The sequence below is a fragment of the Delftia sp. WSY_10 genome (genome assembly GCF_043104705.1).
GTDB lineage: Bacteria > Pseudomonadota > Gammaproteobacteria > Burkholderiales > Burkholderiaceae_C > Comamonas > Comamonas tsuruhatensis.
In genome coordinates this window covers 588384-607110 of record NZ_JBICKY010000012.1, presented here as the reverse complement: position 1 = coordinate 607110, position 18727 = coordinate 588384, and the positions used below count along the sequence as shown (strand labels likewise).

The following is an 18727-nucleotide window of genomic DNA, read 5'->3' as shown; positions in this document are numbered from 1 at the left end:
GTCTCGCGCCAAGGGGCTTTCTGTAGAGCGCCAAAAGCAAACCCGCGCTGCCGACATGCAGCAGCGCGGGTTTGCTTGTTGACGCGTCTTAACGTCCGGTACGCTGCCTGCGCGCCATGCTCACGAAGCCGGCGGCTCCCGCCATCAGCGACAGCAGCAGCAGGCCCCAGCGGTCCAGCGTGGGGATGCTCTGCGCTCCTGCGGGGGCTCCAGGCAGGGCCAGGATGACGGGATCGACGAACTCGCCATTGACCGTCTTGTCGTCATCGCGCAGGCCGCCGTCCACGATGGTGTAGCTGACCTGATTGCCACTGATGGTGGGCGTGAAGGGCTGCCACTTGGGCGTTGCGGTGGCGTCGTACTTCATCAGCTGCGCGTTGGCGGGCACGGGGGACGTGAAGGTGAGGGTCACGGTCAGCGTGCTGCTGGGGGCGCACTGCTTGGCCGTGAAGTCCACGGCGGCCTGCGGGTAGGTGAAGGCCGCCGGCAGCGGGCCCAGCGAGCCGGCCACGGCAGAAGGCGAGGTGAAGTTGGCCGCAGTCAGCGTGCAGGTGGGGCTGCTGTTGGCAATGCCCAGATCCACACCCGAGCCCGAGGCGCTTTGCCTGGCCTCGCGCGTCACTGTCACCACATAGGTTTTCTTGGTCGTGCCGTCCTGCGCCGTGACTTCGATGGACACGGTATTGCTGCCCACATTCAGCGCCACCGGGGTGGAGGCCGCTGCGCCGTTGACCAGGATCGTGGCGCCCGCATCGGCTGCGGTGGCTGTCACCGTGACGGTGCTGCTGGTGTTGGGCACGGTGGCCGTGTAGGCCAGGGTGCCTGCGCCAAAGCCCGGTGCGAGCGTGCCGCTGCTCAGTGCCAGGGCGCTGAGGTCGGCGTTGGTGGAGTTCACCACCAGGGTGTAGCTGGTGCTGCCCGAGGTGAACGGAGCACCCGTGCCCGTGGAGGAGTCCGTGGCCGTGATGGTGAAGGTGAAACTTCCCGCCGCGGTGGGCGTGCCGCCCAGAACACCGGTGCTGGCGTTGAACGTCATTCCGGTCGGCAGCGTGCCGCTGCTGGCGTAGGTGTAGGGCGCCGTGCCTCCGCTGGCAGTGAAGGTCTGCCCTGCATAGGCCGTGTTAAGCCTGGCAGCCGGCAGCGTGGAAGCTGCGGGCGTCAGCACGACTGTGGCTGCAGCCACGCTGCCACTGTAGGTGCGCTGGCCGCTGATGCTGCTGCTGTCGGTCGCCTGCACCGTGAAGCTGAAGGCCCCGGCCGCCGTGGGCGTGCCGCTGATCACCCCGGCGGGCGACAGCGACAGGCCTGTGGGCAGCGTGCTGCCGCCGGCCATTGCAAAGGTGTAGGGCGTTGCGCCGCCGCTGGCGGTCAGGGTCTCGCTGAACGAGACGCCTACCTTGGGCGTGCCGGCCAGCGTCGCGGGCGTCACCGTGATGGCCACATAGGTGAACTGGTCGGCCGCGCCGGTGGCGCTGGTGCCGCCGGTCGTTGTGACGCGCACATCGACCGTGCCCGCCGATCCTGCAGGCGCTGTGGCCGTGATCTGCGTGGCGCTGTTGACCGTGAAGCCCGTGGCGGCCGTGCCGCCGAAGGTCACGGCCGTGGCGCCGGTGAAGTTCGTGCCGGTCAGGGTGACCGTGGTGCCACCAATCGAAGAACCGCTTGCTGGCGAGACGGAAGTCACCGTGGGTGCGGGCACATAGGTGAACTGGTCGGCTGCGCTGGTGGCGCTGGTACCGCCTGCGGTGGTGATGCGCACATCGACCGTGCCCGTGCCGGCAGGCGCGGTGGCCGTGATCTGCGTGGCGCTGTTGACCGTGAAGCCCGTGGCGGCCGTGGCGCCGAAGGTCACGGCCGTGGCGCCGCCCAGGTTGGTGCCGGTCAGGGTCACCGTGGTGCCGCCCGCTTGTGGGCCGCTGGTGGGCGAGATGGACGTCACCGTGGGCGCAGGCACATAGGTGAACTGGTCGGCCGCGCTGGTGGCGCTTGTACCGCCCGCGGTGGTGATGCGCACATCGACCGTGCCCGTGCCGGCAGGCGATGTGGCCGTGATCTGCGTGGCGCTGTTGACCGTGAAGCCCGTGGCGGCCGTGGCGCCGAAGGTCACGGCCGTGGCGCCGCCCAGGTTGGTGCCGGTCAGGGTCACTGTGGTGCCGCCTGCCTGCGGGCCGCTGGTGGGCGAGATGGACGTCACCGTGGGCGTGGCCACGTAGGTGAACTGGTCTGCCGCGCCGGTGGCGCTGGTGCCGCCAGTCGTGGTGACGCGCACATCGACCGTGCCCGGCGACCCTGCAGGCGCTGTGGCCGTGATCTGCGTGGCGCTGTTGACCGTGAAGCCCGTGGCGGCCGTGGCGCCGAAGGTCACGGCCGTGGCGCCGGAGAGGTTGGTACCGGTGATGACCACCGAGGTTCCTCCTGCGGCGGGCCCTGCCGTGGGCGAGACGGAAGTCACCGTGGGTGCGGCCACGTAGGTGAACTGGTCGGCCGCACTGGTGGCGCTGGTGCCGCCCACGGTGGTGACGCGCACATCGATCGTGCCCGCGGCCTGGGCAGGCGCGGTGGCAGTGATCTGGGTGTTGCTGTTGACCGTAAAGCCGCTGGCGGCCGTGCCGCCGAAGGTCACGGCCGTGGCGCCGGAGAAGTTGGTGCCGGTGATGGTCACCGTGGTGCCCCCACTGGTCGGGCCGCTGGTGGGCGAGATGGAGGTCACCGTGGGCGCGGGCACATAGGTGAACTGGTCGGCTGCGCTGGTGGCACTGGTGCCGCCCACCGTGGTCACCGTCACATCGACCGTGCCGGCGCTGCCTGCGGGCGCGGTGGCGGTGATCTGGGTGTTGCTGTTGACGGTGTAGGTGGCGGTCGTGGCGCCAAAGCGCACGGCGCCGGTGCCAGGAGCTGCGGCGAAGCCGGTGCCCGTGATGATGACCGTGGTGCCGCCGCCGGTGGGACCTGCCGTGGGCGAGATGGAGGTGACCGACGGTGCCGCCACATAAGTGAACTGGTCAGCGGCAACGGCGGGACTGGTGCCGACGGAGTTGCTGACGCGGATGTCCACCGTGCCCGTTCCGGGCGGCGCCGTGGCCGTGATGCTGGTGGCGCTGTTGACCGTGAAGCTGGTCGCTGCCGAGGCGCCGAAGTTCACGCCCGTGGTGCCGATGAAGTTCGTGCCCGTGATGGTGACCATCGTTCCACCCGCCTGCGGGCCTGCCGTGGGCGTGATGCTGGTGATCGTGGGCGTTGCCAGGTAGCTGAATTGATCGGCCCCGCTGATGGCGCTGGTGCCGCCCGTCGTTGTGACGCGCACATCGACCGTGCCTGTACCCGCAGGCGAGGTGGCGGTGATCTGGGTGGCGCTGTTGACGACATAGCTGGCGGTTGTCGCGCCGAATAGCACGGCGGTGGCGCCGGACAGGTTGGCGCCGGTGATGACCACGCTGGTGCCGCCAGCCTGCGGGCCAAAGTTGGGCGAGACGGATGTCACCGTGGGCGCGGGCAGATAGGTGAACTGATTGGCTGCGGTAGTGACGCTGGTGCCGCCTGCCGTCGTGACGGTCACGTTCACCGTGCCCGATCCTGCCGGTGCCGTGGCCGTGATCTGGGTGGCGCTGTCGACCGTGAAGCTGGTCGCCGGCGTGCCGCCGAAGCTCACGGCGGTCACGATGGGGCTGTCGATCACGTTGGTGAAGTTGGCTCCGATGATGGTGACCAGATATCCGCCAGCGGCCAGGCCGCTCGTGGGCGACAGCGCCGTCGCCGTGGGTGTGGCAGGGGGGAAGGGGTCGACGGCCAGATCGTCGAAGGCGAAGTTGCCGCCTTCGCCAACCGTGGCATTGTTGGATACCCGTACTTCGTCCACATCCGCCAGCGCGCTCAGATCGATAGGGACGAATTGCTGGGTCATGGCCGTCGTCTTGGTGACGATCACGCTGGCACCGGACACGGGGCTGCCGCCGCGATAGCCCGTGAGTGTGAACTGGGTCATGGAGCCGTAGGCATGGATGCGCACCTGTGCGAGGCTGAAGCGGTCCGTGCCATTGGCCGCCTTGATGATGGCGTTGCCGTCAAGGGTGGCGGAGGTGATGGCGTCGCCGGACGTGATGATTCCCGGGCTGCCCGTCTGCAGGTCCGCTGCAGCGAAATAGGACCACTGGCCGGTGAAGCGAAGCCCGTTGTAGTCCGGGGCAACATCCGAGAAGACGCCAGGCGTGGCGCCGGTCCCGAAGCCGATGATGCCCGGGTCCACTGCGGCATGGGCCGGAGCCGCCAGTGCCATCACCAACCCTATGAACCACGCAAACCACATGGACAGCATGCGTGAAGCGGACTTGGGCCTGGGGGTGTGGTTGGTGGGCATGGCGGGCAATGGCTGGAGGTGGAAGAACGTCAGGGCCTGACGGGGAATTCGCCGGACAGGCAGATGCAGAAATTCAGCGCCAGAACGGGTTGCATATTGCTGTGGGCCTGGTTGCCGCCGACGGGCAGCAGCGCTGTCGGCGCCATGGCCGAAGTGGCAGCTCCCGCTGCATAGGTGGGCCTGGCGCTGCCCCGGGGCGGTACGCCTTGCATGCCCTGCGCCAGCAAGTTGCCGCTGGGGATGGCCGCCGTGGCGCCGGCGCCCTGGGCGCTGATGCCGTGGCTGTGCGCCGGTATCTGCGCAAGGGTCAGCGTTTCGGTGGCTGTGCCCATGGTTTCACCGATGTCGCGGAAGCTCAGTCCAGGTCCCGTGCCGGCGCCCATGGCGGCCTTGCCCTGCAGATTGGGCAGCATGAAATTGGTGGTTCCGTTACCGCCGAACCGGCTTCCGATGACCGCAAAAAGCGCTGTATTCTGCTGTACCTGTATGGTCTGGCCTGCGCAAAAGGCCCAGTTGACAGGAGCGAAGGAGAAGCCGAATGCGCGGACCTCGCCGTAGAAGGGATCTGCCATATGGATGTTTCCTTGGGGGGAGGCTTGTTCAGTTGCGGGGCGGGAAGATACCGGAGCTGGCGATGCACCAGTTGATGACCAGCGAGGGCTGCATGTTCTGGTGAGGCTGGCTGCCGCCGCTGATGTCCACGGCGGCGGCAGCCATGAAGGAATCGGTGGGCGCGCCATAGGCAGACAGGCCATTGGCGGCCTCTGCCATCACATTGCCGCCGGGGACATTGGTGGTGGCCACCGCGGCGCTGGACAGCAGCTGGTGGGTGTGCTGGGGCATCTGGCTGGGGGTCAGCGTGACGTTTTCCGTACCGTCGATCCAGCCGAGCACAACGCCGCCACCGTATCCAATGGGCGTGCGACCACGCAGATCGGGCAGGCCGAAGTTCGTCGAGCCATTGCCGCCGTATTTGGTGCCCAGCAGCGCAAACAAGGCCTGGTTCGTACTGATCGGCAGAATCGCTCCGTTGCACAGCAGCCAGCCCCTTGGGACCTGGCCAAAGGCGAATGCGCGGATCTCTCCGAGAAAGGGTTCCATGAAGTGCTCCTGTCCGTGCTATGCGAAGCTGGGGAAGATGCCGAAGAGGCAGATGATGTAGCTCAGCACCAGGCTGGGCATGACGTTGTTGTGCGGCTGCCCGCCGCCGACGATCTGCACCGAGCTGGGTCCCAGGGTGGCGGCAGTCGTTGCGGGTGAGGGGGCGTAGAGGTTGAACCCCGTGACGGCTGCCGGTACCTGCTGTTGTGGCTTGCTGGTGCTGGCGGCGCCGGCCGCCGAGAACTGGTGGGTGTGCCCGGGCAACTGGTTGATGTTCAGCGTTACGTCTTCCACACCCATCTGCTGGCCCAGAATGCGGTTGCTCCCGCCCGGCAACTGGCCTTGGCCAATAGGAAGCCGGCCCTGCAGGTTGGGCAGTGCGAAGTTGGTGACGCCATCGCCGCCATAGGTGGTACCCAGCAGCACGAAGAGTGCTTCGTTCTCGCTGATGGCAACCAGCCTGCCGTCGCACAATGCCCAGTTCTGGGGGGCAAAGTTGCCCGCAAAAAGACGGATTTCTCCAATGTATGCCTCGCTCATGGCGTCTCCTCCTCCTTGATTGACGTGTTCATGCGTGTGATGAGTGCCTGGTAGCTGGTTTGCCCCGGCTCCGCATCCACGACGGGCCCCAGGAACAGAGCAAAGCGTCCCAGGCGTTCGTGGGAAAGCAGGTAGGTGTCGTGGGTCGGGCGGCCGATGTCAGGCCCCTTGAAGCGCAGCGAGCAGCGCGAGGCCAGCAATCCCTGCGTGACCGTGGCCGTTTCCAGGCGCAGCGCCACGGGCGCGGCACCGGGGAGATGCAACGCGAAATCGGTGCCGACCAGGCCGGTGAAATCCTCAAGGCCGGGCATGCGCGCAGGCTGCGGCGCGCGGCGCATATACCAGTACACGCCGCGATCGGCCTCGGTGGCAAAGCCCAGGCGCTGGTAGTGACCGAGGATGGGGTTGTTCTTCTCCACATGCAGGCCCAGGTCAATGCCCAGGGCATCCGACTCATCCGTCAAAGCCTGCAGCAACTGCCGCCCCACGCCCTGGCGACGGTGCCTGGGAAGCAGGGCGATATCCACCACGCGGATTTCCTGCGGGCTGCGGTCCACATACAGCCGGCCCGCTATCTCGCCATCGCGCAGCACCAGATCGAAACTGGGGTTGGCGTAGGCCGTCGAATACTGGGTGTGCTGCGCCATGAACTGCTGGCGAATGAAGGCATTCCATTGCTCCTCGGGCCAGCCGAATTGTTCGCGCTCCTGCTCGCGTGTGGAGGCGAAGATGGCCAGGAGAGCGGCTTCGTCGCCGGAACCAATGGGTTGAAGCGCCAGCGCACCGCAGGATTCGGCGTGAGGGCTGCGGAGACTGGTATGGGCAGGCGCAGTGCTCATGAATGGAAATCGACTGGAAACGCAGGAGTTCCAGTCGCGAATAATTGAAAAGAGTTGTTAAATCATAGGCAGTTTTTGCAAAGGATTGTCAAATTTCTTTGAGAAAGGATTTTCAGTATGCCAAGAAATCCATGCGAAAGATGAGTGTTCCCATAGGGAAGGAACTGAATCGATTGATATTTGAAATTGACAATGCCCTATCAATGCATTGATGGTTGTTTATTGTTGATATTGATTGTTCATTCAAATACTACAGGATTGCCATTTTGAATATCCCTGAAATCAGTGATATTCAACTCAAACAGCGCGGCGCCGGGAAATCGATCACGCTGCGGATGATCTCGCGCATTTCCGTGATCAGCGGCCGGGCATCGTCGCGGCGCCATTGCACGGTGTAGGTCAGCGGGGCCAGCGCGCTGTGCTTTGCGGCCTCGGCGCTGCCGTCCAGCACGCGCAGGCGGCCGCGTTGCTGCAGGGCCAGGGCCCATTGCTCGGGCATGTAGGTGAAGCCCAGCCCGTCCACCACCATGCCCACCACGGCGCCCCAGCTGTTGCAGGAAAGGCGCCGCTCCACGGCCAGGCCGTGGCGGCCCAGCCAGTCGTCCAGCGTGCGCGTGGCGCCCGAGCCGGTGGGCAGGGCGATCAGCAGTTGCTCGCGCACCAGGCGCCGGGGCAGGCCGGTGCCGGCGCGGGCGATGAAGTCGTCGCTGGCGGCCCAGACGAAGCGCACCTGGGCGACCTGCTCGAAGGCCAGGCTGCTGCGCGACGATGGCCCGGCAATGACCACGCAGTCCAGCTCGCCATCGACGATGCGCTGCTCCAGCACCTGGCCGATGTCGGTGTGGGGCTCCAGCTGCAGGTCGGGGTGCAGCTCGGCCACCTTCTGCACCAGCCGGGGCAGCCAGGTCAGGCCGCTGAGCTCGCCAAAGCCGATGCGGCAGCGGCCCTGCAGGCCCACGCTGCGGCCCGCCGCCTCGCGCAGCTGGGCGGCGCCGTGCAGCAGCTCGCGGATGCGCGGCAGCAACTGCTCGCCCTGGGGCGTGAGTTCGGCGGCGCGGCCGCTGCGGTCGAACAGCTGCACGCCCAGCGAGGCCTCCAGCTCCGCAATGCGCTTGGACAGCGATGAGACCGACAGGTGCACGCGGTCGGCGGCCACGCTGAAGTTCAGGCAGGTGGCGGCCCAGTAGAAGGCTTCGAGCTGTTTGAGGGTCATGGCGACATTCTTCCAAAATCGAAATATCGATTCCTATTTATTTCGCTTTTCTTTGCAGGTTGGCCCTTCTACATTGGCCGGCAATGCCTGCCAACTCCGTCCCCTCCACCACCGCCACCACCACCGCTTCCGCAGCCGCTGCACCAGCCCCTGCCCGGCCGCCGCGCCGCCTGCGCCAGGTGCTGTCTCTCGATGATTTCGAGCGGCTGGCGCGGCGGCACCTGCCGCGCCCCATCCATGCCTACATCAGCGGGGCGGTGGAGGACAACGCCTCGCTGGCGGACAACCGCCGCGCCTTTGCCGAGCTGGCCTTCGTGCCGCGCGCGCTGGTGGGCGTGGCGCAGCGCGACCCCTCCTTCGAGCTGTTCGGGCGCCGCTACGGAGCGCCCTTCGGCGTGGCGCCCATGGGCATTGCCGCGCTGTCGGCCTACCGGGGCGACCTGGTGCTGGCCCAGGCCGCACAGCAGGCGGGCGTGCCGGCCATCATGAGCGGCTCCTCGCTGATCCGGCTGGAGGAGGTGATGGCGGCCGCGCCCCACACTTGGTTCCAGGCCTACCTGCCGGGTGACCAGGGCCAGATCGATGCGCTGCTGGACCGCGTGGCCGCCGCCGGCGTGCAGACCCTGGTGATCACGGTGGACACGCCCGTGGCCGCCAACCGCGAGAACAATGTGCGCGCCGGTTTCTCCACGCCGCTGCGGCCCGGGCCGGGCCTGGCCTGGCAGGGCATCAGCCATCCGCGCTGGCTGTTCGGCAGCTTTCTCAAGACCCTGTGGCGCCACGGCATGCCGCATTTCGAGAACAACTATGCGCACCGGGGCGCGCCCATCCTGTCGGCCAGCGTGATGCGCGATTTCTCGGACCGTTCCCACCTGGCCTGGCCGCATCTGGCTGCCATCCGCCAGCGCTGGCAGGGGCAACTGGTGGTCAAGGGCATTCTTTCGGCCGCAGACGCCGTGCTGGCGCGCGATCACGGCGCCAACGGCCTCATCGTCTCCAACCACGGCGGGCGCCAGCTCGACGGCTCCGTGGCACCGCTGCGCGTGCTGCCCGGCATCGTGCGCGCCGTGCCCGGCCTGCCCGTGATGCTGGACAGCGGCGTGCGCCGGGGCACCGATGTGCTCAAGGCCCTGGCCCTGGGCGCGCGCTGCGTGTTCGTGGGCCGGCCCTTCAACTACGCGGCCTCGGTGGCCGGGCCGGCGGGCGTGGCCCACGCCATGGCCCTGCTGCGCGAGGAGGTGCTGCGCGACATGGCCATGCTGGGCGCCACGCGCCTGGACCAGATCACGCCGGCCTGCGTGCGCCATGCGCAGGCCTGGGATGCGTTCTGAGCGGCAAGACAACGGTATCGACACAGACACAGACACAGACACAGACACAGACGGAGACACAGCAGTGAGCAAGATTCCCGGATTCCATATCCACGCCCGGCCCGAGGCCGCCCTTGGTGATGCGCTGCTGCAGCGCTACCGCGGCTTTCCGGTCGCCAATGTCAGCGACGCCATGAGCCGCACCACGGGCACCTCGGCGCTGCGGCCCTTCCATCGCCGCCAGGGGCCGCTGGTGGGCCGTGCGCTGACCGTGCGCACGCGGCCCGGCGACAACCTCATGGTGCACCAGGCCATCGACATCTGCGGCCCCGGCGACGTGATCGTGGTGGACGCGGGCGGCGCCGGGCCCAACGCCATCATTGGCGAGATCATGCTGGCGCTGATGATGGCGCGCGGCGCGGCCGGCATCGTCATCGACGGGCTGATCCGCGACAGCGACACCATCGGCCAGCACGGCCTGCCCGTGTATGCGCGCGGCGTCTCGCACCGTGGTCCCTACAAGGACGGCCCCGGCGAGCTGCATGTGCCCGTGAGCATCGACGGCATGGTCGTCCACCCGGGCGACCTGGTGCTGGGCGACGGCGACGGCCTGCTGGCCGTGCCCGCCGCCGAGGCCGGAGCCATTGCCGACCGCGTGGAGGCCATACAGCGCGACGAGGCCGACGTGCTCGCCGCCATTGCCGCAGGCCGTGCCGACCGTTCCTGGGTGGTGCGCACGCTGGCCGCCAAGGGGGTGCTGTGATGGACCGCCGCGTTGTCCGCTTCGACTACTGGCTGGATGCGGCCTTCGACCGCATCGTCTCGGCCGCGCCTGGCGTGCAGCTGATCACCTGCCGGCGCGAGGGCGACGATGCCGCCGCCTGGCAGGCCCTGGCCGGCGCCCGGGTCTACCAGATCACGGCCGCCAAGGACGAGCTGCCGCGCCACTGGTTCGCCACGGCGGACCTGCTGGCGCGCTGCCCCGATCTGCTGGCCGTGTCCTCCAGCGGCTCGGGCTGCGACACCATCGATATCGAGGCCTGCACGCGGGCCGGCGTGGCCGTGATGAACCAGTCGGGCGGCAACGCGGATTCGGTGGCCGAGATGGCCATCGGGCTGATGCTGTCCGTGCTGCGCCGCATCAACGAATCCGACCGCCTGCTGCGGGCCCCTGCCCGGGGCTTCAGCCGGGAAGACGTCATGGGCCACGAGCTGCGCGGCCGCACCCTGGGCCTGGTGGGCGTGGGAGAGGCCGGCAGCCGCGTCGCGGCCCTGGGCCGGGCCTTCGGCATGCAGGTGATCGGCTGCGACCCGGCCTACGACGCAGCCGGCCTGGCGGCGCGCGGGGCCGAGGCCGTCGGCTTCGACGAACTGCTGCAGCGCGCGGACATCGTCTCCCTGCACTGCCCGCGCGATGCCTCCACGCTGGGGCTCATGAACGCCGCTGCCTTTGCGGCCATGCGGCCGGGCGCCGTTTTCGTGAGCACGGCGCGCGGCGGTATCCATGACGAGGCCGCCCTGCACGCCGCCCTGGCCAGCGGCCACCTGGCCGGCGCCGGGCTCGATGTCTGGGACCAGGAGCCGCCGCCCGCCTCCCATCCGCTGCTGGCCCTGCCCCAGGTGGTGGCCACCTTCCACACCGCCGGTGTCACGCACGAGGCCCGGCGCAACAACGCCGAGCTGGCTGCCACCCAGATCGTGCAGTTGCTGGCCGACGGCCAGCGGCCCGCGCGCCTGGTCAATCCCGAGGTCTGGCCGCATGCGCGCGAGCGCATCGCCCGGGCCTTGGACCCGTCCCGTTCCCCGTCCCGTTAGCCGCTTCCTTCACCATGACTACAAAGCCTCTCAGACCACTGCAAGAGGCGACCCAGGAGACAAAGATGACACAGCAAGCAAGGCGCGCATTGTGCGCAGGCCTGGCCGCCGCCTGCATGGCGCTGCCGGCCCTGGCCCAGGCTCAGACCCAGACTCAGGGCGAGGCCCCCTATCCCTCGCGCAACATCGAGATGATCGTGGCCTACGGGCCCGGCGGCGGCACCGACCTGGTGGCGCGGCTGCTGGCCCGCCATCTGGAAAAGAAGCTGGGCGGCAGCGTGGTCGTGCTCAACCGCCCCGGCGCGGGCGGCGGCATCGGCTTTGGCGAACTGGCGCGGGCCAAGCCGGACGGCTACACCATCGGTTTCATCAACACGCCCAACGTGCTGACCATCCCCATCGAGCGCAAGAGCAGCTTCCACTGGAGCCAGTACGACCTGCTGGGCAACCTGGTGGACGACCCGGGCGGCTTTGCCATCCACAACAGCAACGCCATCACCACGCTGGCCGGCCTGGCCGCCTACGCCCGGGCCAACCCCGGCGCCGTGACCGTGGGCACCACGGGCACGGGCTCGGACGACCACCTGGCCATGCTGCTGTTCGCCAAGGCCACGGGCACGCAGCTCACCCATGTGCCCTACAAGGGCGCGGGCGAGGTGCGCGCCGCCGCCACGGGCCAGCAGATCACCATCGGCGCCATCAACGTGGGCGAGGTGCTGGCCTACCAGAAGGGCGGCACTCCCATCCGCCTGCTGGGCCAGATGTCGGCCGCGCGCAGCTCGCTGGCGCCCCAGGTGCCTACGTTCAAGGAGCAGGGCATCGATATCGAGCTGGCCTCCCTGCGCGGCCTGGCCGCGCCCAAGGGCTTGCCCGAAGGCGTGCGCAAAAAGCTGGTCGATGCCGTGGCCGCCATCGCGGCCGACCCGCAGTTCAGGCAGCAGGCCGAGGCCATGTACGCGCCGCTGCGCTACCTGGCGCCGCCCGCCTACGCGGCCGAGCTGGAGCGCACCGAGGCCGGCTTTCGCAAGCTCTGGACCGAAATGCCCTGGCAGGACGGCAAGCCCTGAAGGCCATGCCCATGCCAACCTTTGAATTCACAAGGACGACCGCCATGCACTGTCTGCCGCGCCGCAGCCTGGCTGCGCTGGCCCTGTGCGCCCTGGCCCTGCCGGCCCTGGCGCAAGGCCCCATCACCCTCATCGTGGGCTGGCCTGCGGGCGGCCCCTCCGACAACGTGGCGCGGCTGGCGGCCACGCGCATGAGCGAGGCCCTGGGCCAGCCCATCACCATCGACAACCGGGCCGGTGCAGGCGGCAACCTGGGCAGCGACGCGGCGGCCCGCGCAAGGCCCGATGGCAACACCATCATGCTGGCCACCGTGGCCTCGCACGGCCTGAACTCCGCGCTCTACGCCAAGCTCAACCACGACCCGCTCAAGGACTTCGCGCCCATCGGCATGATCACCACCTCGCCCAGCGTGCTGCTGGTGCCCGTGGCCTCGCCGCTGCGCTCGGTCAACGATCTGCTGGAGGCGGCGCGCGCCAGGCCGGGCCAGCTCAACTACGGCTCGGGCGGCGTGGGCTCCAGCCAGCATCTGGCCGGCGCCAGCTTCAAGCAGCTCACGGGCGTGGATGTCACCCACATCCCCTACAAGGGCACGGCCCCGGCCATGACCGACCTGATGGCGGGCCGCGTGGACTTCGTGCTCACCACGGGCGCCATCCCCTTCATCCGCTCGGGCAAGCTGCGCGCCCTGGCCGTGGCCTCACGCCAGCGCCTGCCGGCCCTGCCCGATGTGCCCACCTTCGAGGAAGCAGGCGTCAAGGGCTTCTACACCGACTCCTGGTACGGCCTGGTTGCCCCGGCCGGCACGCCGCGCGCGGCGCTGGAGCGCCTGAACGGCGCACTGGCCACGGCGCTGCGCAATCCCGAGGTGCAAAAGCAGTTCATCGACCAAGGCTCGCTGCCCGTCAAGCCCATGGGCGTGGACGCGTTCTGGCGCTTCGTGCGCGAGCAGATGCCCGTGGCGGCCGAGCAGGTGCGTGTGTCGGGGGCCAGGGCCGAGTGAGCGCAGCCGGGTGCGGCAGCGCAGGATCGGCACGAGCGCCTGCACAGCCGCAATGCAGCCAGCGTGTCACTGGCAGGTCACTGGCAGGTCACTGGCAGGTCACTGGTAATTGAGCGTGAAGGTGGCCCGTCCGTTGGCCAGGCCTGTGGTGACGGAGGGCTGGGTCTGGACATAGCGCGCCGTCAATGGAATCACGTGGTTTCTGGTGTCTGGGGTGATGGTGCCCGCCTGCCACTGGTTGGGATTGCCGAAGTTGGCGGAGTCCTCGCCGTAGCTGATGACCTTGTCGCTGCTGCGGATCTGGATGCCGATGCCGGCAGCCCCTCCGGTCACCGTCAGCACATCGGAGCGGTTGGCGGCATCGTTGGCATCCGTGAGCGTGACGAACGGGCGCAGGGTGGAATTGGCTTCGCCCCCGGTGCAGATCAATTCCAGATCGAATGGCTGGGGCGCGGAGGTAGCGCCTATCCCGTTGAACAGTGACCTGTTGATTCGCTGCAGGTTCACGGCGATGTTGCTCGTCTTCACCCGGCAACTGGCGCCTGTGCGCACCACGGTGCTGCCGGTCGCCTTCACGAGCCAGTTATTGCAAAGGCTATTGCAGTCAAACTGGGCGGATGAATAGCTGCTGACGCTGAAAGTGCCCGATTGAACGGCGCCTGTCTTGATGAGTTGCATCCATATGGTTTGCTCATGTACATCATCCTTTTGCCATCCCGTGGCTCCTGCATTGTTGGACGTAGTGGTGATGGACATGGTTTTGCCATTGGGGAAATTCCTGGCTTTCCATGTGGCACGCCAACGGACTCCTATTCCGCGCAAAGATGTGGAGTAGATATCGCCGTCCAGCGTAGTGGGGTTCATGATTTTGGGCCATATTTCTGAAGATGGCCCCGAAAGCACACTGTAGGAAATTGTGTCGAGGGTGGATTTGACCATGGGCGATTCCCATAGCACTGATCCATTCATGATATTTCCTGCGGGAACGTTGATGATTTCCGGTAATTGGATGGTGGACGACACCGGGGTAAATATGCCTCCATAAATGGAGCTTACAGAAAAGCAAAGCGTTGCCGTAATGAGAAAATATCTGATTTTTTTCATATGAATGAAACCGGAAACGATGCAGGAGAGTTTGATGGGCGCGCTCCAAAGTCTATTCCTATGATTGATGGAAATCCATAGGATCATTCTGATATTGGCAATGCTTTTTCATGACTCCAATGCCGTGTTCCGTCCGCTGCCGTGGCGCGGCATGGCCACCGGGTCCGGCCTGCGGCACACCGGGCGCAAGCGGCGCCAACGACGTGGGCGGCCGCCTGGGCACGGCCGCCTGGGCATGGCCGCCACGGGCGACGCCTTTGCAAGACGCCTGGGCTGAGCCCGTGGCTCAACCCCGCCTGCGCGCCGCCAGCCCCTGCACCACGGCCGCCAGCCGGTCGATTTCCTCGGTGGTGTTGTAGAAGGCCAGCGAGGGCCGCACCGTGGTCTCCACGCCGAAGCGCCGCAGGATGGGCTGGGCGCAGTGGTGGCCGGTGCGCACGGCGATGCCTTCGGCGTTGAGCGCCTCGCCCACCTCGGCCGTGGTCCAGCCCTTGAGCACGAAGGACAGTACGCTGGCCTTGTCGGCCGCCGTGCCGATCAGGCGCAGGCCGGGGATGGGCGCCAGCGCCTGCGTGCCGTACTGCAGCAGGTCGTGCTCGTAGCGCGCGATGCGCTCCATGCCCAGGGCCTGCACGTAGTCGATGGCGGCGCCCAGGCCCACGGCGTCGGCAATGTTGCCGGTGCCGGCCTCGAAGGTGTTGGGCAGGGGCTGGTAGACGGTTTTCTCGAAGGTCACGTCGGCGATCATGTTGCCGCCGCCCTGCCAGGGCGGCATGTCCTCCAGCACCTCGCGCCGTCCCCAGACCACGCCGATGCCCGTGGGCCCGAAGACCTTGTGGCCCGAGAACACGAAGAAGTCCGCGCCGATGGCCTGCACGTCCACGGCCATGTGCGAGACCGACTGCGCGCCATCGACCAGGGCCCGGGCGCCCGCCTGGTGGGCCAGCTCCACGATCTGCTGCACGGGCACGACCGTGCCCAGCGCGTTGGAGACCTGGGTGACGGAGACGATCTTGGTGCGCGGGTTCAGCAGCCTGCGGTATTCATCGATGAGCACCTGGCCCGAGTCGTCCACCGGGATCACGCGGATCTTCGCGCCCTTGGCGGCCGCCAGCTGCTGCCAGGGCACGATGTTGGCGTGGTGCTCCAGGTGGGAGACGATGATCTCGTCGCCCTCGCCCACATGCTGCCAGCCCCAGCTCTTGGCCACCAGGTTGATGGCCTCGGTGGTGCCGCGCACGAAGATGACCTCGTTCACGTCGGGCGCGTTGATGAAGCGGCGCACGCGCTCGCGCGCGCCCTCGTAGGCGTCGGTGGCGCGTGCGGCCAGTTCATGCGCCGCGCGGTGGATGTTGGAGTTCTCGTGCTCGTAGAAATGGCGGATGCGCTCTATCACCGCGCGCGGCTTGTGCGTGGTGGCCGCGTTGTCCAGCCAGGCCAGGGGCCGGCCGTTGACGTGCTCGGACAGGATGGGAAAGTCCCGGCGCACGGCATGCACGTCGAAGGGCGCCTGCACGCCGGCCGCTCCATGCCTTGCCCCGTGCGAAGCCTGCTGGTGCTGCAGCGGATGGGCCGGCGTGGTGTAGCCGGCGGGCAGTACCACGGGATCGACAAAGTAAAAGCGCGGCTCGGCCGAAGGCACGGTGGACGCAATGCCGGGCCCTTCTGTGGGCACGCCGATGCGCGGCACGGCGGGTGCCGCAGGTGCAGCAGGTGCCGTGAACGGGAGCGCGGCCAGCGCATCCAGCGGATCGCCCCGGCGCTGGGGCACGCCCAGCACCTGCGATCCCAGGCGCGGCTCGTAGGCGGGCAGGGCGCTCACGACATGGTCGGGCACGCCGTTGCCGGCCTGGGCATGGGGCAGCAGCGCGGGCGCGCGGTGGGCCAGCGAGGCCAGCGGCGCGGGCGAGGCCGGCAGCAGGTTGCTGCCCGGCGCCAGGCCCTGCGGGATGGGCGTGCCCGGCACGCCGGGGCCCAGGCCTGCGGGGCTGGCCAGCGGCGAGCCCGGGGGCGCCACGTTCACGGGCGCCTGCACGCCAGCAGGCAGGCCGGGCAGGGCAGGAGCCGATCCCGGTGCGGCGGAGAACAGGGCGTTGGCCATGCGCGCCAGCGCCTCGGGGTCGAAGGGCGCCTGGGGCGCCACGGAGGTGATTGCAGACACGGTCAACGCCCGGCCTCTTTACTTGTAGGTGTCGGGATAGTCGTGGTACTTGCCGATCTCGACATCGTCGAGCACGGCCAGCGCGTCGGGCGTGAGCACGGCCAGCGAGCAGTACAGCGAGATCAGGTAGGACGCGATGGCATGGTTGTTGATGCCCATGAAGCGCACCGACAGGCCCGGGCTTTGCTCGCCCGGCAGGCCGGGCTGGTACAGGCCGACCACGCCCTGGCGCTTGTCGCCCACGCGCAGCAGCAGGATCTTGCTCTTGCCATCGGCCACGGGCACCTTGTCCGAGGGGATCAGCGGAATGCCGCGCCAGGTGATGAACTGCGAGCCGAACAGGCTGACCGTGGGCGGCGGCGTGCCGCGGCGCGTGGCCTCGCGGCCGAAGGCGGCAATGGCCAGCGGATGGGTCAGGAAGAAGGCGGGCTCCTTCCAGACCTTGGTCAGCAGCTCGTCCAGGTCGTCGGGCGTGGGCGCGCCGGTCAGCGGGAAGATGCGCTGCTCGTCCGTGACCTGGGCCAGCAGGCCGTAGTCGGGGTTGTTGATCAGCTCGCTTTCCTGGTTCTCCTTGATGGTCTCGATGGTCAGGCGCAGCTGTTCCTTGATCTGGTCATGCGGGCTGCTGTAGAGGTCGGAGATGCGCGTGTGCACATCCAGGATGGTGGAGACGGCGTTGAGGAAGTACTCGCGCGGCTGCTCCTCGTAGTCCACATAGGTGCGCGGCAGCTGGTTGTCTTCCTGCTTGGCCGTGCAGGTGACCTTGATGGCCTCCGGGTTCTTGACGCGGTTGAGGCGGTAGATGCCCGCCTCCACCGGCGACCATTGCAGCAGGTGCGTCAGCCAGCGCGGGCTGATGGTCGAAAGCTGGGGAACGGTTTTGGTTGCGTTGGCCAGTTGCCGCGCGGCGTTGTCGCCTAGCGCGGTCGTGCCGCCCACTGTTGCCGACATGTGCAGACTCCGTGATCAGTTCAGGAAAAAGGGAAGGGGAAGGAGGGAAACAGGGCCAGTGTCCCGGCCCGCGCACATGTCTTCAACATGCTATAGCCGCCAAGCGCAGGCCGCGCACCAGCTGGTCGTGGGCCACGGTTTCGCCGCGCATGACCAGGGCCGAGGGCTGAACGCCCAGCGAGACGGCCAGCTTCTCCACGGTCAGCAGCGAGGCGATGACGCGGCCGCGCTCTATCTCTCCCACGTAGGAGCGGTTCAGGTCCGAGTGCTCGGCCAGCCGCTCCTGCGACCAGCCATGCGCCTCGCGCGCCTGGCGCACGGCAATGCTGAAGCTGGTGACAAGACGGGTGCTCATAGGGCCACCTCCCTGGGCTGCTGCGCGTGCTCGCGCGCATGGGCCTGGGTGACATGGGCGCCGGGCGGCACGTCCTCGGTCACCCAGACATTGCCGCCGATGACGGCGCCGCGCCCCAGCGTGACGCGGCCCAGGATGGTGGCGCCCGCGTAGATGACCACGTCGTCCTCCACCACCGGATGGCGCGCCAGGCCCTTGCGCAGGTGGCCGTGCTCGTCGGTGGGAAAGCGCTTGGCGCCCAGGGTGACGGCCTGGTACAGCCGCACGCGCTCGCCGATCACGGCGGTCTCGCCGATCACCACGCCCGTGCCGTGGTCCATGAAAAAGCCCCGCCCGATCTTCGCGCCCGGGTGGATGTCGATGCCCGTCTGCGCATGCGACAGCTCGGCCACGATGCGCGCCAGCAGCGGCTGCTCCAGCAGGTACAGCTGGTGGGCCAGGCGGTGGTGGATCATGGCCAGCACGCCCGGATAGCACAGCAGCACCTCGTCCACGCTGCGCGCGGCGGGATCGCCCTGGAAGGCGGCCAGCACGTCGCTGTCGAGCAGGCGGCGGATCTGGGGCAGGGACTCGGCAAAGGCGCGGGCGATGTCCAGCGCCATGGCATCGGCGCCCGCTGCCGTGTGGGGCGCGGACAGCCGCAGCTCCAGCCGTATCTGGCCCAGCAGCGCATGCAGGGCCGAGTCCAGCTGGTGCGCCACGAAGATGTCCTCGCTTTCCTGGCGCAGGTCGTGCGGGCCCAGGCGCATGGGAAACAGGGCTGCCTTGAGCTGGTCGATGAGGGTGGAAAGCGCGTCGCGCGAGGGAAATTCGCGCGCCCCGGGCTCCTGGGTGCGGCCGTGCGCCTCGCGCCATTCGCGGCGCGCCGCATGCAGGTTCTGGGTGAGTCCGGCAATGTCGAAACTGGCCATCTGCG

General features: G+C 68.1%; 16 protein-coding genes. 5 read left to right on the top strand and 11 right to left on the bottom strand.

The features are described from left to right. Positions 1 to 88: 88 nt before the first annotated feature. The 6 genes from ACF8ML_RS04855 to ACF8ML_RS04830 form a co-directional block, all read right to left on the bottom strand. Positions 89 to 4354: an IPTL-CTERM sorting domain-containing protein gene (locus tag ACF8ML_RS04855; protein ID WP_047327861.1), complete on the bottom strand. Its 4266-nt coding sequence runs from the start codon at positions 4352 to 4354 to the stop codon at positions 89 to 91. Between the two features lie 29 nt (positions 4355 to 4383). Beyond that, the gene (locus tag ACF8ML_RS04850; protein WP_017406227.1) at positions 4384 to 4926 is read right to left on the bottom strand and encodes a phage tail protein; all 543 of its coding nucleotides are present in this window, start codon (positions 4924 to 4926) and stop codon (positions 4384 to 4386) included. A gap of 28 nt (positions 4927 to 4954) precedes the next feature. Further along, positions 4955 to 5455, bottom strand: a complete 501-nt coding sequence (locus ACF8ML_RS04845) for a phage tail protein (RefSeq protein ID WP_017406228.1) — start codon at positions 5453 to 5455, stop codon at positions 4955 to 4957. 18 nt (positions 5456 to 5473) lie between these two features. Continuing rightward, positions 5474 to 5995: a phage tail protein gene (locus ACF8ML_RS04840; protein WP_392406482.1), complete on the bottom strand. Its 522-nt coding sequence runs from the start codon at positions 5993 to 5995 to the stop codon at positions 5474 to 5476. Next, entirely contained in the window at positions 5992 to 6834 is an 843-nt protein-coding gene (locus ACF8ML_RS04835; protein ID WP_047327859.1) for an N-acetyltransferase, read from the bottom strand. Before ACF8ML_RS04835 ends, ACF8ML_RS04840 begins: the two co-directional genes overlap by 4 nt. Before the next feature lie 292 nt (positions 6835 to 7126). Further along, complete coding sequence (locus ACF8ML_RS04830; RefSeq protein ID WP_016452669.1) at positions 7127 to 8047, bottom strand: LysR family transcriptional regulator; 921 nt, start codon at positions 8045 to 8047, stop codon at positions 7127 to 7129. A gap of 83 nt (positions 8048 to 8130) precedes the next feature. Here ACF8ML_RS04830 and ACF8ML_RS04825 point away from each other — a divergent pair, with 83 nt between their 5' ends. From ACF8ML_RS04825 to ACF8ML_RS04805, 5 genes are all read left to right on the top strand, one after another. Further along, a complete protein-coding gene (locus ACF8ML_RS04825; RefSeq protein WP_392406480.1) occupies positions 8131 to 9378 on the top strand; it encodes an alpha-hydroxy acid oxidase in 1248 nt (415 codons plus the stop codon). A 64-nt stretch (positions 9379 to 9442) separates the two neighbouring features. Next, positions 9443 to 10120, top strand: a complete 678-nt coding sequence (locus tag ACF8ML_RS04820) for an RraA family protein (RefSeq protein ID WP_392406478.1) — start codon at positions 9443 to 9445, stop codon at positions 10118 to 10120. Beyond that, positions 10120 to 11172 carry a hydroxyacid dehydrogenase gene (locus ACF8ML_RS04815; RefSeq protein WP_392406477.1) on the top strand — a complete coding sequence of 351 codons (1053 nt, stop codon included), beginning with the start codon at positions 10120 to 10122 and terminating at the stop codon, positions 11170 to 11172. The genes ACF8ML_RS04820 and ACF8ML_RS04815 overlap by 1 nt, the downstream gene beginning before the upstream one ends. Before the next feature lie 65 nt (positions 11173 to 11237). Continuing rightward, a complete protein-coding gene (locus ACF8ML_RS04810; protein WP_016450801.1) occupies positions 11238 to 12239 on the top strand; it encodes a tripartite tricarboxylate transporter substrate binding protein in 1002 nt (333 codons plus the stop codon). A 44-nt stretch (positions 12240 to 12283) separates the two neighbouring features. Further along, positions 12284 to 13240 carry a tripartite tricarboxylate transporter substrate binding protein gene (locus ACF8ML_RS04805; protein ID WP_034363353.1) on the top strand — a complete coding sequence of 319 codons (957 nt, stop codon included), beginning with the start codon at positions 12284 to 12286 and terminating at the stop codon, positions 13238 to 13240. Between the two features lie 99 nt (positions 13241 to 13339). Here the strand turns inward: ACF8ML_RS04805 and ACF8ML_RS04800 are convergent, their stop codons facing one another. From ACF8ML_RS04800 to epsC, 5 genes are all read right to left on the bottom strand, one after another. Next, positions 13340 to 14344, bottom strand: coding sequence for a fimbrial protein (locus tag ACF8ML_RS04800; RefSeq protein ID WP_235434685.1), 1005 nt, complete (start codon positions 14342 to 14344; stop codon positions 13340 to 13342). A gap of 286 nt (positions 14345 to 14630) precedes the next feature. After that, positions 14631 to 16511, bottom strand: coding sequence for a family 2A encapsulin nanocompartment cargo protein cysteine desulfurase (locus tag ACF8ML_RS04795; RefSeq protein WP_392406474.1), 1881 nt, complete (start codon positions 16509 to 16511; stop codon positions 14631 to 14633). A gap of 12 nt (positions 16512 to 16523) precedes the next feature. Then, on the bottom strand, positions 16524 to 17456 hold the full coding sequence (locus tag ACF8ML_RS04790; RefSeq protein ID WP_013800566.1) for a family 2A encapsulin nanocompartment shell protein: 933 nt from the start codon (positions 17454 to 17456) through the stop codon (positions 16524 to 16526). 82 nt (positions 17457 to 17538) lie between these two features. Further along, positions 17539 to 17811 (bottom strand): multiprotein-bridging factor 1 family protein, encoded by a 273-nt coding sequence (locus ACF8ML_RS04785; RefSeq protein WP_392406472.1) that lies wholly within the window; start codon positions 17809 to 17811, stop codon positions 17539 to 17541. After that, positions 17808 to 18722, bottom strand: a complete 915-nt coding sequence (gene epsC, locus ACF8ML_RS04780) for a serine O-acetyltransferase EpsC (protein WP_013800567.1) — start codon at positions 18720 to 18722, stop codon at positions 17808 to 17810. Before epsC ends, ACF8ML_RS04785 begins: the two co-directional genes overlap by 4 nt. Between the last annotated feature and the right edge of the window lie 5 nt (positions 18723 to 18727).